This is a genomic window from Flavobacterium sp. LHD-85 (genome assembly GCF_030929595.1).
GTDB lineage: Bacteria > Bacteroidota > Bacteroidia > Flavobacteriales > Flavobacteriaceae > Flavobacterium.
On sequence record NZ_JAVFVR010000006.1, the window covers coordinates 17822 to 34731 of the forward strand.

The 16910-nt window shown below is 34.7% G+C and carries 15 protein-coding genes and 3 tRNA genes; 10 read left to right on the forward strand and 8 right to left on the reverse strand.

Annotation, left to right across the window (positions count from 1 at the left end; genetic code table 11):
• Positions 1-2 precede the first annotated feature (2 nt).
• The 5 genes from RB618_RS11765 to RB618_RS11785 form a co-directional block, all read right to left on the reverse strand.
• A complete protein-coding gene (locus tag RB618_RS11765) occupies positions 3-518 on the reverse strand; it encodes a hypothetical protein (RefSeq protein ID WP_308068892.1) in 516 nt (171 codons plus the stop codon).
• 231 nt (positions 519-749) lie between these two features.
• A complete protein-coding gene (locus RB618_RS11770) occupies positions 750-2060 on the reverse strand; it encodes a site-specific integrase (RefSeq protein WP_308068893.1) in 1311 nt (436 codons plus the stop codon).
• A 262-nt stretch (positions 2061-2322) separates the two neighbouring features.
• Positions 2323-2396 (reverse strand) — tRNA-Arg (locus tag RB618_RS11775).
• A 16-nt stretch (positions 2397-2412) separates the two neighbouring features.
• Positions 2413-2487: transfer RNA gene (locus RB618_RS11780), tRNA-Pro, on the reverse strand.
• 14 nt (positions 2488-2501) lie between these two features.
• Positions 2502-2585 (reverse strand) — tRNA-Ser (locus tag RB618_RS11785).
• A 239-nt stretch (positions 2586-2824) separates the two neighbouring features.
• Between RB618_RS11785 and RB618_RS11790 the strand changes: the two genes are divergently transcribed.
• A complete protein-coding gene (locus tag RB618_RS11790; protein ID WP_274257806.1) occupies positions 2825-4003 on the forward strand; it encodes an acetyl-CoA C-acyltransferase in 1179 nt (392 codons plus the stop codon).
• Positions 4004-4069: 66 nt separating this feature from the next.
• Positions 4070-4831 (forward strand): C40 family peptidase, encoded by a 762-nt coding sequence (locus RB618_RS11795; RefSeq protein ID WP_308068894.1) that lies wholly within the window; start codon positions 4070-4072, stop codon positions 4829-4831.
• A gap of 221 nt (positions 4832-5052) precedes the next feature.
• Here the strand turns inward: RB618_RS11795 and RB618_RS11800 are convergent, their stop codons facing one another.
• Entirely contained in the window at positions 5053-5898 is an 846-nt protein-coding gene (locus RB618_RS11800) for an AraC family transcriptional regulator (RefSeq protein ID WP_263521564.1), read from the reverse strand.
• A gap of 116 nt (positions 5899-6014) precedes the next feature.
• On the opposite strand from RB618_RS11800, the gene RB618_RS11805 reads away from it, so the two are divergent.
• The 3 genes from RB618_RS11805 (at position 6015) to RB618_RS11815 (ending at position 8247) form a co-directional block, all read left to right on the forward strand.
• A complete protein-coding gene (locus RB618_RS11805; protein ID WP_308068895.1) occupies positions 6015-7001 on the forward strand; it encodes an aldo/keto reductase in 987 nt (328 codons plus the stop codon).
• A gap of 359 nt (positions 7002-7360) precedes the next feature.
• Complete coding sequence (locus RB618_RS11810) at positions 7361-7966, forward strand: NAD(P)H-dependent oxidoreductase (protein ID WP_308068896.1); 606 nt, start codon at positions 7361-7363, stop codon at positions 7964-7966.
• Between the two features lie 2 nt (positions 7967-7968).
• Entirely contained in the window at positions 7969-8247 is a 279-nt protein-coding gene (locus tag RB618_RS11815) for a putative quinol monooxygenase (protein ID WP_308068897.1), read from the forward strand.
• A gap of 90 nt (positions 8248-8337) precedes the next feature.
• Here RB618_RS11815 and RB618_RS11820 read toward each other — a convergent pair whose 3' ends face one another.
• Positions 8338-9045 (reverse strand): methyltransferase domain-containing protein, encoded by a 708-nt coding sequence (locus RB618_RS11820; protein WP_308068898.1) that lies wholly within the window; start codon positions 9043-9045, stop codon positions 8338-8340.
• 203 nt (positions 9046-9248) lie between these two features.
• Between RB618_RS11820 and RB618_RS11825 the strand changes: the two genes are divergently transcribed.
• Positions 9249-10130: a LysR family transcriptional regulator gene (locus RB618_RS11825; protein ID WP_308068899.1), complete on the forward strand. Its 882-nt coding sequence runs from the start codon at positions 9249-9251 to the stop codon at positions 10128-10130.
• Between the two features lie 343 nt (positions 10131-10473).
• Positions 10474-11760 (forward strand): DUF2130 domain-containing protein, encoded by a 1287-nt coding sequence (locus RB618_RS11830; protein ID WP_308068900.1) that lies wholly within the window; start codon positions 10474-10476, stop codon positions 11758-11760.
• Positions 11761-11975: 215 nt separating this feature from the next.
• On the opposite strand, the gene RB618_RS11835 is transcribed toward RB618_RS11830, so the two are convergent.
• A complete protein-coding gene (locus RB618_RS11835) occupies positions 11976-12749 on the reverse strand; it encodes an META domain-containing protein (RefSeq protein WP_308068901.1) in 774 nt (257 codons plus the stop codon).
• A gap of 270 nt (positions 12750-13019) precedes the next feature.
• On the opposite strand from RB618_RS11835, the gene nirB reads away from it, so the two are divergent.
• From nirB to RB618_RS11850, 3 genes are all read left to right on the forward strand, one after another.
• The gene (gene nirB, locus RB618_RS11840) at positions 13020-15533 is read left to right on the forward strand and encodes a nitrite reductase large subunit NirB (RefSeq protein WP_308068902.1); all 2514 of its coding nucleotides are present in this window, start codon (positions 13020-13022) and stop codon (positions 15531-15533) included.
• A 268-nt stretch (positions 15534-15801) separates the two neighbouring features.
• Positions 15802-16179 (forward strand): nitrite reductase small subunit NirD, encoded by a 378-nt coding sequence (gene nirD / locus RB618_RS11845; RefSeq protein WP_308068903.1) that lies wholly within the window; start codon positions 15802-15804, stop codon positions 16177-16179.
• A 145-nt stretch (positions 16180-16324) separates the two neighbouring features.
• Positions 16325-16909 carry a DUF4202 domain-containing protein gene (locus tag RB618_RS11850; protein ID WP_308068904.1) on the forward strand — a complete coding sequence of 195 codons (585 nt, stop codon included), beginning with the start codon at positions 16325-16327 and terminating at the stop codon, positions 16907-16909.
• Position 16910 lies beyond the last annotated feature (1 nt).

Here is a 16910-nt window from a genome sequence, read left to right on the forward strand (position 1 = left end):
AATTAATCTAAAAACTCGGTTATTAATTTTTGTCCCCCTTCAGGAGGGATAAGCATAGTCGTACTATCTCCTAATCGTACAGCATTATATTTTGTTGAATACACTTTCATTAATTTAGTCTCATCTTCTATATTTTCTTCCAAAACATCAAAAGCCAACCAACCTTGAAAATGGTCTTCACCATTCATAAAACTCAGCCTGCAGGCAAAAGCAATTAAACAACCTGCAACATTATCATATTCTTTTACTGTACCAACATTATGAGGTGCTATTTCAATAAAAGCCATATAAGGCTCAATTTTATCTCTCATTTCAAATGATAGGCAGCCTTCAATTCTTTCAGAAGTTTCCTCAGAAACTAAAACATAAGTTTCAAAGTTTTTTTTCTTTAAATGCTTATGAAAATCAAACCTCCATCCATCAACTACAGAAGGAAGACTCACTTTCAATAGTTTTGCATCTGAAATTCTAGCATTAACTAATGTATTTCCTTCTATTTTTAATATTTTTACATTCATTATTTGAATTGATTCGTTATACAAATATACAATTTTAATTATACAAATTGTATAATTTACTTGCGTTTTTTATTTTAATATTTCTTTTCTAGTATGCAATTTAAATACTTGGAAAATAACGATTAACAAACCAGCACCGTTATGCATTTATCTTAATATTCCTCAATAGTAACCATTTATATCCTGATAACAAGACACAATTAGATATGAATTTAATTGTGCCTTATTAAATTACGATTTTAAACCAAGACTTTTCTTCATTTGAATCAGTTCTTGTTCCATTTTTTCAATTGTTTCTATAGTTACCTTAACAGAATTGCCTTGCTTCTCTTCTAGTCTTTGTTTTAATCCCTGCATCTCACGCCCGATGGTAAGCTCTTCAGTTATAGCATATCCTTCTGTCTGGCTTACAGACTGATGTCCCAGCATTTCCTTTACTACATGAATTGGTACATTATTATTTAACGTAACAGTACTAGCGAAGGTTCTTCTCGCCTTGTGGGTATTTAACACACTTCTTATCCCGCACAAATCAGCAATTTCTTTAAGGTATTCATTCATTTTCTGATTTGAACTTACAGGCAGTACAGAATTTCTCTGTATGCATAAAGGGTGATTTTTGTAACTCTCTATTATTTCAATAGCTTTTGGCAGTAAAGGAACATTTATTGTGCTTTTTGTTTTCTGTCTTGCAGACATTATCCATTTCTCTTGATCAATACCAAACTTTAAGTCAGACTGCTTTAAATTAAATACATCAATATATGCAAGACCAGTATAACACTGAAAGACAAAAACATCTCTTACCACACTGAGACGATCTGTTAAAAATTTATGCTTTTCCAATAGTGACAACTCATGATTAGTTAAAGGCTTTTTAGGCACTTTAATCTTTTTAGATTTAAAACGCTTAAATGGATCTGCAGAAATAATTTCTTTATCAACCCCGATAAGAACAACCTTCTTAAAATTGGAAATATATTTGAGAGCAGTGTTATTGCTTATATTCTTTACTGTTTTAAGATAAAACTCATAATCTTTTACAAATTCAAAATTCAGCTCGCTAAATTCCATATCCCTTAAACCGTATTTATAAAACATAAACTCGGTAACATGTTTTTTTGATATCTCGTAACGCTCATGGGTGCCAATAGCATACTCCTCTTTTTCTACTAAAGCTAACATTTGATCATTGTGGAGCTGAAATTCCTGCAGCACTGTGGACTTTACAGTAGTTTTACCTAAAGCATAGTTAATAAGTTTTACACTGCTGACAATCTCTCGTTTCTCAGAGAGTTCGTCTCTGTATTTGTTTATTTTTAATTCAAGCGAATTCAAAAACAAATTTAAAGCCTTAGCATCTTCTTTATTTCCTGTCGCCCTTGCAGTCTTCTGCTCCCACCGGTTAAAATCCCATTTTCGTTTAGTGGATGTTTCTTTAGGAACTCCATCTACAGTAATTCTCAGATAAATATACTTCTCTTTGGTACTTTTTACGGAACTCTTCAAAAAGAAGGTAATTCCAAAACTGTTTTCTAACATAATTCAACAATTTAATAAGTTAATAAAGGTCGAATTATAATATCTCTAAATCAAGTCGTTAACCAGCTTTACATGTTGATAAACAACACTTTAACTCGTTTTTTGTGGCAATTTTTTTTAGCAGAATAAATTGCCACGAATGTGCCATAAAAATTAGTGAAAGAATGAGCATTTTTGAAACTAGAATGAACAAAAAAAAACCCGCATCTCAGTAAAGATGCGGGTTTTCAACGTTTTGACCGATTCAAAAAATCGGTCTTAGTGATCGCAGAAGGATTCGAACCTTCGACCGCCTGCTTAGAAGGCAGGTGCTCTATCCAGCTGAGCTATGCGACCATTATTTCAATTGTAGTCGGGGTGGCAGGATTCGAACCTGCGGCCTCCTGCTCCCAAAGCAGGCGCGATAACCGGGCTACGCTACACCCCGAGGCAAAATTTAAGCGGAGAGACAGGGACTCGAACCCTGGCGACGGTTACCCGTCGACAGATTAGCAATCTGCTCCATTACCGCTCTGGCACCTCTCCTTGCTAGTGGAATTGCTTCCGTTTTGCGAGTGCAAATGTATAACAACATTCCTTTTCTCACAAGCTTTTTTTTGAGTTTTTTTAGTTTTTTTTCATCTTTTTTCAAAACCACTTCACAATCAAACAAATAGAATTAACAAAAATTTCACCTTAAATTTAAAATCAACCCTATTCAATACAAAATTTGAATTTATTCAAATAAACAGTAAATTTGCTTACTAACTATTATTAAACAGAAAATGAACAAAAGAGTTGTTATCGTTTCTGCCGTTAGAACACCTATCGGAAGTTTCATGGGCGGGTTATCTAGTGTACCTGCACCAAAATTAGGCGCTGCTGCTATAAAAGGAGCCCTTTCAAAAATTAATCTTGACCCAAAATTAGTCGATGAAGTTTTCATGGGGAATGTAATTCAGGCAGGTGTCGGACAAGCGCCAGCACGTCAAGCAGCACTTTTTGCTGGTTTGTCTGAAGAAGTTGCCGCTACAACTGTAAACAAAGTATGTGCTTCTGGGATGAAAGCCGTGATGTTTGCTGCTCAAGCAATCGCATGCGGTGACGCTGAAATCGTAGTAGCAGGCGGAATGGAAAGCATGAGTTTGATTCCTCACTACGTGCAAATGCGTGCTGGAAACAAATTTGGCCCAGCAACTATGCTTGACGGAATGCAAAAAGATGGTTTGACAGATGCTTACGACAATAACGCAATGGGAGTTTGCGCGGATTTATGTGCATCTGAATACAAAATCAGCCGTGAAGAACAAGATGCTTTTGCTATTCAATCTTATGAAAGAAGCGCTAAAGCTTGGGACGCTGGAAAATTCGACAATGAAGTTGTTCCTGTTGAAGTGCCACAAAGACGTGGCGAACCAGTTATATTCTCTAAAGACGAAGAATATACTAATGTGAAATTAGATAAAATTCCATCTTTAGCACCAGTTTTCACAAAAGACGGAACTGTAACTGCTGCAAATGCTTCTACAATCAATGACGGAGCTGCTGCTTTGGTTTTAATGTCTGAAGAAAAAGCAAATGCTTTAGGTTTGAAACCTCTTGCATACATAAAAGGTTACGCAGATGCTGCGCAAGAACCAAAATGGTTTACAACAAGTCCAGCAAAAGCTTTACCAAAAGCTTTAGACAAAGCTGGAATTTCAATCTCAGATGTTGATTTCTTCGAATTTAACGAAGCTTTCTCTGTTGTTGGATTAGCCAATGCAAAAATATTAAATCTTGATAACGACAAAGTAAACGTAAACGGTGGAGCGGTTTCTTTAGGACATCCTCTTGGAGCTTCTGGAGCACGTATTATTGTAACTTTACTAAATGTTTTAGAACAAAACAATGCAAAAACTGGAGCTGCTGCAATTTGCAACGGTGGCGGTGGCGCATCAGCAATTGTTATCGAAAGAGCTTAAAACAATATCACAAAAATCAGGAGTTATATATTTAACTCCTGATTTTCAACTTATAAATTTCCTTAAATGTTTGGAATTTGCAATTTAGCCATAGTACCCGTTCGCGCTGAAGCTAGCGACAGAAGTGAAATTGTTACACAGCTCTTGTTTGGCGAGCATATCGAAATTTTAGAACGCCATAATCAATGGGCACGAATTAGGATTCAGTTTGATGACTATGAAGGCTGGGTAGATTCTAAACAATATCAGGAAATCACCAAGGAACAATTTGATCTTTTGAGCAAAGAATCGATTATTTTAAATGCCGATCTAATTGATTATATCACAGCTCCAAACAATCTCTTACTTCCTATTCCGCTTGGAGCTTCCTTATCTTTTTTAAATAATAGCGAAATCAATATTTCAAATTTTGATTTTGAAGGAACCAAAACTAGTGGCATAAAACCTAAAAGCGCCTTAATTAAAACTGCTTTTATGTACTTGAATGCTCCGTATTTATGGGGCGGAAAAACACCTTTTGGCATCGATTGTTCTGGTTTTACTCAAATGGTTTACAAACTAAACGGCTATAAAATTCATCGTGACGCGTCTCAGCAAGCGCTTGAAGGAGATCCGTTAAGCTTCATCGAAGAATGTGAAGCTGGAGATTTAGCTTTTTTTGATAATGACGAAGGAAATATTACTCACGTAGGCATCATTATGGAAAACAACTACATCATTCACGCAAGTGGAAAAGTACGCATTGACCGTTTGGACCATACAGGAATTTACAATCCTGAATTAAATAAACATACACACAAACTTCGTGTAATCAAGAAAATTATTTAATTAGAACTTTGAGTTAAAGTACACAGATAAAACAGATTCGCTTTGCGAAAACGCGGATTTACACAGATTTTTTATTTTTTCTCTCGCAGATTGAGCAGATTTATTCAGAAATCTTTTTTTAAATCTGCTAAAATCATTTAAAATCTGCGTGAAATAAAAAAATCCTTTTAATCCTTATAATCTGTGGCAAAAAAATTCGTGCTAATTAGTGTAATCCGTGTTTAAGCACTCAATCGAATCGTCTTTCTAAATTCAGACGGACTATACCCTTTTTGCTTTCTAAAAAACTTATTAAAGTGGCTTTCATCTGTGAAGCCAAATTCATACGCAATTTCGTTAATGCGCTTATCACTAAATTGCAAACGGTGTTCAATCAGTTTCGTTTTATAATTACTGATATACTGTTGCATCGTTTCGCTGGCATGTTTCTTAAAATAACGTCCTAAATACGTATTCGAAATCCCGAAATAATCACTAATAGATTCCGCTTTGATTTTTTCAGGATAATAAATATTGTTCTGAATGTATTGCAGAATATCCATTGCTTTGGCTTCCGTATTTATTGTTACTTGCTCAGGAAGATATTTTGCAATATTTCTCGCTACAATAATAATCAGCGTATTCACCAACTGCTGAATCAATTCCTGATTGTAAACATCTTTATCCTGATGCTCACGACAGATTGCTTCAATCATTACTTTCACCAAACATTTATCAGGATCATTTTTAAGAATACAGCCCGGCTGATGATTCGCATTTTGAAGAATATATTCTAATCGCTGAATATTCTCATTTTGCAGACTCGAATTTTTCAAATAAATATCATTAAACCTCAAAAAGAAAAATTTCGTTTTAGTTTCAATGGTAAAATTATGGCAATCCTCAGGCGTCAATAAAAACAAATGCCCTGGATCATATTCAAAAATGTTCTTATTGATACACTGCCTTCCCGTTCCTTCTAAAATATAAACCAGTTCGAAAAAATTATGACGATCTCCAACATCTGGATATTCATTCAGCGTTTCAAAAGAAACCGTAAAAGGTTCGTATAAGTTTTCTTTTTTCATAATCCCATTTATTTGAAGATGCAAATATACCTAAAAAAGACAAATATATACCAAATAAGAATCATAAAAACGGTATAATTTTGCCTCATCAATTTTAAATATAAAAAATCACAATCATGGAATATAGAAAACTAGGCAACTCAGAACTTGAATTATCAGCTATTACTTATGGTGCATTTGCTATCGGCGGAACCATGTGGGGCGGAACTGAAAAGAAAGATTCAATTGAATCTGTTCAGGCTTCAATTGACCACGGCGTTACCACAATCGATACCGCTCCATTTTACGGATTTGGTTTAAGCGAAGAAATGATCGGAGAAGCGATAAAGTCTTATGATCGTTCTAAAGTTCAGTTACTTACAAAATTCGGTTTGGTTTGGGACGGAAGCAATAACGGAAAAGGTGATTTCTTTTTTGACGCAGACGATAATGGAAAAAAAGTTCCGATTTACAAATATTCATCAAAAGCAAACGTAATTAAAGAGGTAGAAGAAAGCTTAAAACGCCTTCAAACCGATTACATCGACTTATTGCAAATTCACTGGCCAGATTCAACAACACCAATTTCCGAAACAATGGAAGCGGCAGAAAGCTTAATTCAGCAAGGAAAAATTAGAACTTTTGGAGTAAGCAATTACAATGTGGCACAAATTAAGGAAGCCCAAAAAACAATTCAAGTAGCTTCAAACCAAGTAGCTTACAGCATGCTGAACCGTAAAATTGAAGAAGAACTGATTCCTTTCACAGTTGCAGAAAATATCGGAATCATTGCTTACAGCCCGATGGAAAGAGGTTTATTGACTGGAAAATATTTCACCGACAGCAAATTAAAAGAAAACGACCATAGAAACGGTTATTTCAATCAGTTTGATCTTCAAAAAGTAAAAACTTTAGTCGAAGAATTAACTTCTTTAGCACATGCAAAAGAAGCAAGCTTATCGCAATTAGTTTTACGTTGGACCTCTTTACAAAAAGGAATTGCGATTGTTTTAGCGGGAGCAAGAAACGCCGAACAAGCTATTTCAAACGCCAAAACAATGAATTTCGATCTATCAGCTTCAGAATTGGAATTTATCAATCAAGCGATTGCTAAAATAAAATAATTCTCTCTTTTAAACACATAGAAACATAGTTTTCATAGCGCACAAAAGGCGTTTCAATTGCATTAACAAACATAGTCAATGTAATTTGTCATTCCGAGGAACGAGGAATCTCCGTAATTAACTCGCCAAAGATTTGCCAACTATGTGTCAGAAACTAGTTTCTTTCCATTCCCTTTTTCAAGAAAGAAAAACCTATGTTTCTATGTGTTTAAAAAAATCTCAAAAAATTAAATAATTAGAATTTGGGCGTGTCCCAAGGGCCGGGCTATCCGCTAAATCTTTTACTTTTTAAAGAAAAAAGTAAAAGGATATCGCTCCTATCCCTCACGCGTCACGTATCCATAACAACATAAAATAAAATGAAGAAGATATTTATAATTAACGGCGGGCAAAAATTTGCTCATTCAGGAGGACAATTCAATAAAACAGTTCAAGACTGGACAACAGAATTTCTTTCTAAAAGCAACGAATACGAAGTAAAAACAACTCACGTAGAAGACAATATCGATCTTGACAAAGAAGTAGAAAAATTTGTTTGGGCAGATGTAATCATCTATCACACACCTGTTTGGTGGTTTCAATTGCCAAACCTTTTCAAAAAATACTTTGACGATGTTTTCACAGCAGGCCACAACAAAGGAATTTATAAAAGTGACGGAAGAAGTCGTGTAAATCCAGACATCAACTACGGAACTGGCGGACTCTTACACGGACGCAAATACATGCTTACCACAAGCTGGAACGCACCTGCAACTGCTTTTACACTTCCAGGAGAATTCTTTGAAGAAACTTCTGTTGATGACGGCGTAATGTTTGGTTTCCATAAAATGAACAAATTTACTGGAATGGAAAAACTAAACGGATTCCATTTTCACGATGTAGAAAAAGGCGCAACACCAGAAAATATTGCTATCTTTAAAGAGAATTACACAAAACATTTAGAGCAAACTTTTAAAAACTTATAATTATGATTTCGATTACAGCAATTTTAAAAAGTAAACCAGAGCATTTAAATGAAGTTCAAAACCTGCTGACACATCTAGTAACTGAAACTAGAAAAGAAGCTGCATGTATTCGTTATGATTTACACACTTCCGAAAACGTATTTATTCTTTGGGAAGAATGGAAAGATCAACCTGGACTAGACCTGCACAACAATCAGTCTTATTTACAAGAATTCATCAAAAAAACAGAAAATCTAGTTTCAAGCCCAATTCAAGTTTACAAAACAGAACAGATTCTCTAAAGGTTTTTCGCCACGAATTCACGAATTTTATTTTTTTAAATCTATACGCAGAGGATTTAAAATAATTTGTGAATTCGTAGCTGTAAAAAACTACTTTACTCCGCCAAAAGCGCCAAAACACATGTTTTTATGTAAAATTTCGACTTTTGAAAAACCTACTTTTTTCATCAAATCCAATTGGTAATTCATCGATCTTGGAGAATCTTCTTTATCGATATAATCCAAAACTTTCTGTCGATATTCTGCCCCTCCTATTCCCTCCAAATACTCACCGTAACGTTGCCAAGTATATTCATTCAACAATTCGGTATCTTGTGTAATTAAATCAGAAATCATCAAACAGCCGCCTGGTTTTAACAATTTAAACAATTTGACAAAAGTGGTTTCCCAATCATTATCATCACGCAAATGATGCAAAACGGCACCAGCCAAAATAATATCAAAACTGTTTTCTTTTAAATCTACTTCGCGAATATCACCTTGCTTTATTTCGACATTTCCGTTTGTTTCTGCCGAAACCCTTTCAAAGGCACGATCCAACATTGGCAAACTCAAATCGACCAAAGTGCAATTTAAATCTCGCACTTTATACAACATTTTCAAGGTGTAATTTCCAGCTCCACAACCCACATCCAAGATACTTTTGGCATTTGGCACAATACGTTTTGAAGCTTCGGTTATTAATTCTAAAGAAATAGTGGCGTCGATTGTTGCTACTTGTCCTGTTTCTAAATTTGAAAATCGCTCGACATCATTGTCAAATCGCTCTTTTATTTCTGCAATAGTTGATTTTTTCATGGTCTTTTGTTTTTTAATCTCTCGCAGATTTTGCTAATCTTTTTGCTATTATAGATTGGAAATATTATGGTTTAGACGATTTTATCTAAATTAATAATCTGCTATATCTGCGAGAGATTTATTTTTTGATTTTTCAAAACTACCTCTTTCATAAATACTTTAAAAATACTATTTTTATCAATAAACAATACTTTAAAAGTATCATGGAATTACGTCATCTAAAATATTTTTTGGCTGTAGCCAAAGAATTGAACTTTACCAAAGCTTCAGAAAAACTATTTATTTCTCAACCTCCATTAAGCAGACAAATTGCAGAACTGGAAGAAGAACTTCAGGCAAAGCTTTTCATTCGAAATAATAAAAAGGTAGAATTGACTGAAGCAGGGAAATATTTTAAGGAAGAAGTTACAGCAATTTTTCAGAATCTAGAACGTATTTCTGTGAAAACAAAAAAGATTGCTGAAAACGTTTCAGGCGAATTTAGAATCGCTTATATCAGTTCAATTTATTCAGCAGTTATTTCAGATTTAATCAAACACCTCAAAGCCCAATTTCCATATGTTAATTTCAAACTTTTTGAAATCTCAACAACCAAACAAATTGATGCTTTAGAACAAGGAAAAATCGAAATGGGAATCATACGATCTCCGATTCATTCACCAAAAATAAAATCACATTTATGGTTTAAAGATGGTTTTTCATTGGTTTACAATAAAAAATTCATTCAGATAAAAACAGAAAATGAAATTGTAAAACTGAAAGACGAAACGTTTGTATTTTTCAATAAAGATTACGCTCCGCATTATCATGAAGTTTTGCTAGAACTTTGCGCATTTTATGGTTTTACGCCAAAGATTATTCATGAAGCAAATAACATCAACTCAATCGTACAATTGGTTAAAAACGGATTGGGGATTTCGATTGTTCCTTCAAACATTGCCAAAAATAATCAAGATTCTGAAATTGGTTTTATTGAATTGAAAAAGGTTAATCTATATACAAATGTCTCGTTAATTACATCAAAAGATGATCATTCAGAAATCACGCAATCTGCTGTTGCCTTTTTATTGCCACAAAGGCGCTAAGACACAAAGTTTTTATTAATCTCGCAAAGTCGCGAAGTCGCAAAGTTTTTTTCTCATTTTTTGTCCTCCTGAGCGAAGTCGAAGGACACGGACTGTATGGATTTAGCATGCGATCCTTCGACTTCGCTCAGGAAGACATACTTAACGTCTACTTTGACAAAAAAACTTTGTGTCCTTGCGTCTTTGCGAGAAATTGATTTCAAAAAAAAAATCGTGTAAATTCGAGAAATTCGTGGCCATAACAAAAATTCGTTACAAATTAGTACAGCAATCCACATCATAAAAAGAGAACTTTTAAATATCTTAGCAAATTCAAATTCTACAATAAAAATTTCAATATAAAATGGCTGAGCAATCTTCAATTCAGTGTCCAAACTGCGGAACTCCGATCGATGTAAATGATGTTTTAAAACATCAGTTGGAAGACAGCATTCGTAAAGAATTTCAACAAAAAGCTACTATTCAAAATAAAGAATTAGAGCTTAAGAACGAACAATTGGATAAAGCCAAAGCCGAATTTGAAGCCAAAAAGAAACAAGAAAACGAACTTTTTGCTGAACGCTTGGAGCGTGAAAGAAAAATTGCGGAAAAAGAAATTTCTGAAAAACTAAAAACAAAACTCGAAGAAGAAAACAAAGACCGTTTGCTTTTAATGGAAAAAGAACTCTCTGAAAAATCGGAAAAGATCAGAGAATTAAATAAAATGGAAGGTGAAATCGCCAAATTACAACGCGAAAAACTGGAAATGAAAGAAGCTATTCAAGCTGAAGCCGAAAAGCAATTGAATGCTCAATTGGCTTTGGAACGTGAAAAAATCAGAAAACAAGAAGACGATAAAAACGAGTTAAAATTTAAAGAACTTCAAAAACAATTAGAAGAACAGAAAAAGCTAACCGAAGAAATGAAACGCAAGCAAGAACAAGGTTCTATGCAATTGCAAGGCGAAATAATGGAATTGGCAATTGAAGAATGGCTTGCAAATAATTTCCCTCTTGACAGCATTGATGAAATTAAAAAAGGCGCAAACGGTGCTGACTGTCTTCAAGTTGTAAATACAAGAGAACACCAAAACTGCGGTTCTATTTATTACGAAAGTAAAAGAACAAAAGCTTTTCAGCCTTCTTGGATCGAGAAATTCAAAAACGATATCAGAATCAAAAGAGCCAATATTGGTGTTTTAGTTACCGAAGTAATGCCAAACGGAATGGAACGAATGGGTATGCGCGACGGAATCTGGATTTGTACCTATGAAGAGTTTAAAGGTTTAAGCGCTGTATTGCGTCAATCTTTAATTCAAATTAATCAAGCGGTTCAAGCACAGGAAAATAAAGGTGATAAAATGTCTATGTTATATGATTTCCTTACAAGCAACGAATTCCGCTTGCAGATTGAAGGAATCGTAGAAGGTTTTACTCAAATGCAAAGCGACTTAGATTCTGAAAAAAGAGCAATGCAGAGAATCTGGAAACAGCGCGAAAAACAAATCGAAAAAGTAGTTCATAATACTTTGGGAATGTATGGTTCGATTCGTGGGATTGCCGGAAATGCGGTTCAAAGCGTAAAGGCTTTGGAATTGGATTTTATTGAAGACGAGCCTGAAGATGAAGAGCCTAAGGAATTAACAGAATAAAAAATATCATTTTAAAAAAGTTCCGTAGGAACAAAATATTGGTAGCAACGGATTTCAATCCGTTGAAGACAAAAAATTCAACACAATATTGTCATCTCGACGAAGGAGAAATCTTCACGAGAAGCTCTACAGAGATTGGCTTCTCTGTACGGAGTTAGTTGCGAAGATTTCTCCTTCGTCGAAATGACAAAAAATGCGTAAAAAGGACATAAAAGTTAATCGACTTTCTTAAAAACAGCCAATTTCCCAGAAGGATTTGACAAAATCAATTGATTATTTCCAATAGAATACGTTGTTGTACTTTGCAACGCTTTAGTAAATTCACTTTCTTTATTTCCAGAAGGACAAGCCATAAGAGTGGAAAGTACTTTTGAAAATCGAAGCAAATCTTTTTCATAAAAAATAGAACCACTTATTGCATTACAGCCTCCATAGCCAGAAAATCTATTCTCAGATGAATTAATTTCAATTCGTGGCATTTCTTTCTGAAAATCTGTCGCAAAAACTTTGTATCCATTTAATTCTTCCAAAACCCAAATATCATGAAGTCTATAATCGGTAATATATTTTCCGCATCCGCTTAATTTCTTCGTTTCTAATTCAGAATTATTTCTAATTTCGACTTTTACGCTATAAGGTGAGATTACTCCCGACATTGAATCCTGGCAATCCAACTGCTGAATCGTAATCGTTGCAGAAGTGGTTTCATTACTTGCCTGATACATTTTCACATTAGCATCCATTGCTCTAATTGCGTCAACGGCAGGAAAAATGATTTTTTCTTTTCCTGGAATTAATGATGTAAAAACGATTTCCTCATTCCCTATTTTAATTCCCCAAAACGGCTCGTTTCCAGTTCCTTTAAAATAATATTTCAAATCTTCTTCTGTAGAAATTACTGAAGCTGTTCCACTAGAATCTTTGCTTGTTACGGTTTTGCATCCTATCATAAAAATTGATATCAGCAATATTAAAAGTATTTTTTTCATGAGATCTCAGTTTAAAAAAGCGCTTCTTTTTCAAAACACCTATAAAATTCTTATGAATTTACGACATTTTTCTGAAATGCTTATTTAGAATCCTTTCAAATTTAAAAAAACTAAGTAAGTCAAAAAACATTGAAAACCCGCACTACGTAAAAGATTAAGACAAAATACGTAGTAATCAAAACATACCCATTACTTAAAAAATAAATATATTACGTATTTTTATAAGTATAAATACTTATATTTGCGTAGTAATACTTAATTAAAGAAATCATGATTAGAGTAATAGTAGTTGGAAACGGCATGGTTGGTTATAAATTTTGCGAAAAGTTTGTTGCAAAATCAGGACAAGAAAAGTATCAAATCACAGTATTTGGAGAAGAACCAAGACGCGCCTACGATCGCGTTCACCTAAGCGAGTACTTTGGAGGAAAGACAGCAGACGATCTATCACTGTCAACAACCAATTGGTACGCAGAAAACAATATTATTCTAAACACATCTGAATTAATTACAGATATTAATCGTGATGTAAAAACAATACACACACACTTAGGCAAAACACATACGTACGACTACTTAGTTTTAGCCACAGGTTCTTCAGCTTTTGTGCCGCCAATTGAAGGTGTAGAAAAAGAAGGTGTTTTTGTTTACAGAACGATCGAAGATCTAGATGCTATTATGGCTTACGCCAAAAAAATAAAACAAAAAGGCGCAACAGAAGCGGCGGTTTTAGGTGGCGGTTTATTAGGATTAGAAGCGGCAAAAGCAGTTCGTGATTTAGGATTGAATCCACATGTGGTGGAATTTGCTCCTCGCTTGATGCCGAGACAATTGGATCAAGGGGCGAGTGATATGCTTCAATCAAAAATAGAAGAATTAAACATCGGAATTCATCTTAACAAAGCAACTCAATATATTGACGGAAAGGAAAGTATAACAGGGATGATGTTTGCAAACGACGAATTGTTAAAAGTAGACATGTTGGTTATATCTGCCGGAATTAAACCTCGCGACGAACTTGCAAGAGTTTCGGGACTTGAAGTTGGCGTACGAGGCGGAATTGTGGTAAACAATCAAATGCGAACATCAGATCCTTCTATTTTTGCAATTGGTGAAGCAGCACTTTACAACCATAACATTTACGGGCTTGTTGCTCCAGGTTACGAAATGGCCGATGTAGCTGCTGAACAAATCTTAAATGGTGATAAAACCATGAGAGAAACCATCGATATGTCAACACAATTGAAATTAATTGGTGTTGAAGTTGCGAGTTTTGGTGACCCTTTTATCGAAAACAATGACGTTACAGCTATTATTTATGAAAATAAATTAAGTGGCGTATACAAAAGAATCAACGTTACTAAGGATTCTAAAAAACTTTTGGGCGGAATTTTAGTTGGAGATTCTAGCGATTACGGTTCGCTTTTCCAGATTTACATCAACGAAATGGCGTTGCCTAAAAACCCAGAAGATTTGATTTTAGGTTCTCGTGACGGTTCTGAAGGTTCTTCTTTAGGAAGCGTAATGGATTTGCCAGACACCGCCGTAATTTGTTCTTGCGAAAATGTTACGAAAGGCGCTATCTGCTGTAAAATTCTAGACGAAAGCTGTTCTTCACTTTCAGATGTGGTTAAAGCAACTAAAGCAACTTCTGGTTGTGGAGGCTGTAAACCAATGGTTTCTGATCTGGTGAAAGCAACACAGAAATCATTAGGAAAAGAGGTAAAAGAAGTGATCTGCGAACATTTCAGCTACACACGTCAAGAATTATTTGATTTGGTAAAAATCAATAAATATGAGAATTTCTACGATGTTTTAGATCATCACGGAAAAGGAGACGGATGTGAGGTTTGCAAGCCAGTTGTAGCTTCTATTTTCTCAAGTATTTACAATGATACTGCTAATAAACACGTAACTACACAAGATACAAACGATAGATTTTTAGCAAACATTCAACGAAACGGAACCTATTCTGTTGTTCCAAGAGTTGCCGGAGGAGAAATTACTGCCGAAAAATTAATTGTAATTGGCGAAGTGGCAAAACAATTCGATTTGTACACTAAAATTACTGGAGCACAAAGAGTAGATTTATTTGGGGCGCATTTAAGCGATTTGCCTAAAATCTGGAAAATTTTAATTGATAATGGTTTTGAAAGCGGTCACGCTTACGGAAAATCACTTCGTGCCGTAAAAAGCTGTGTCGGAAATGCTTGGTGCCGTTACGGAATGGACGACAGCGCCGGATTTGCCATCGAATTGGAAAACAGATATAAAGGAATTCGTTCTCCGCATAAACTAAAAGGTGGTGTTTCTGCCTGCATTCGCGAATGTGCCGAAGCACGCGGAAAAGATTTTGGATTAATTGCCGTTGAAGGCGGATGGAATTTATATATCTGCGGAAACGGAGGAGCGAATCCAAAACACGCCGTTTTATTGGCTGAAAAAATCGACAAAGAAACCGTAATCAAATATATGGATCGTTTCTTAATGTATTACATACGTACTGCTGGTCCGCTAATTAGAACTTCAACTTGGTTGGAAAAACTAGATGGAGGTTTAGAGTATTTGAAACAAGTAATTATCGAAGATAGTTTAGGAATCTGCGAAACGCTTGAAGCTGAAATGCAGACTTTAGTAAACACTTTCGAATGCGAATGGAAACAAGTGCTAGAAAAACCAAGATTATTGAAACGTTTCAATCATTTTATAAACTCAGACGAAAAAGACGATAATGCTGTTTTCGTACCATTAAGAGATCAAAAAATGCCAAAAGCTTGGTCATAAATATTTAAAACTAAACACATAGAGACATAGATTTTGCACCTTAACAAAAAGCAATGTTTCTCCATAACAGGAATAATTTCTTTTGACAATTCTTTTTTCAAACTATTAAGTCTATGTCTCTATGTGGTTAAAACTATAAAGCTCCGAAAAAAAAAAAAAAAATCATTAAACGTTTGCTGTCCTTCTTACCCTCTTTTTTACTGCGCCATCAAATCTCTCTTGATTGTAAAAAGAGGGCTAAGAAACAGGAACCAAAAACTCAATCAAAATGGAAGAAATCTTAAATCAATACGAAACAGTTCACGCGAGCGATGCAACAATTTGGTTCAAAGCAGGTAAAGTAGAAGATTTTCCAACCAACCGAGGAGGCTGCATTAAATACAAAAACAAACAAATTGCGATTTTTAATTTCACACGCCGAAACGAATGGTACGCTTGCCAAAATGCCTGCCCACATAAAATGGAAATGGTGCTTTCAAGAGGAATGACAGGATCTGCAGATGATATTCCGAAAATCGCCTGCCCGATGCATAAAAAAACATTTTCACTTGTTGATGGTTCAAACTTAAACGGCGAAGAATACAGCATTGCAACTTACCCAGTAAAGATTGTTGAAGACGAAGTTTTTGTTGGATTTATGGATTAGACTTTTAAAGAGGCAAGAAGCAAGAGGCAAGACACAAGATGAAACAGTTTTTCAAATCTTGCTTCTTTCATCTCACTTTCAACTTTTGACTTTCGACTTTTCTACTTAATTCCGTATCTTTGAAATTCTATTATCAAACCAAAAAATGACTACACCTTTTCAAAAAGCAAGCGAATGGATTGATGCTGAAAACGCACAAGACCCAAACATCGAATTAGACCAAAACAAAGAATATCCGAAAGAATTGTTGTATTCTGACAGGATGTACAAAAAACTGATGGAATTTGAACCCAATGCATCCGAAGAAGTTCAAATTGCTTCAAAAGCACAACACATCTGCCGATGGAAAGTCGCTCGTGAATCTTACCCAATGGATCGTGTTGGTTATTTGAAATGGAGAGAAGAATTGAAAAAGTTTCACGCAAAAACTACTGCGGGAATTTTAGAAAAAGCAGGATATGATCAAACTTTTATCGATCGTGTCTCTTTTTTAATCGAAAAAAAATTACTTAAAAAAGATGCCGAAACGCAATTATTGGAAGACGTAATTTGTTTGGTATTTTTAGATTATTACTTAGAACCTTTCGTTCACAAGCACGACGAAGAAAAGCTTAAAAATATCATCAAGAAAACCTGGGATAAAATGTCGGACAAAGGACATCAGGAAGCTTTAAAAATCAAGTATTCTGAAGAAAATTTAAACCTAATAAAAGCTTCTTTAGGATTGTAAA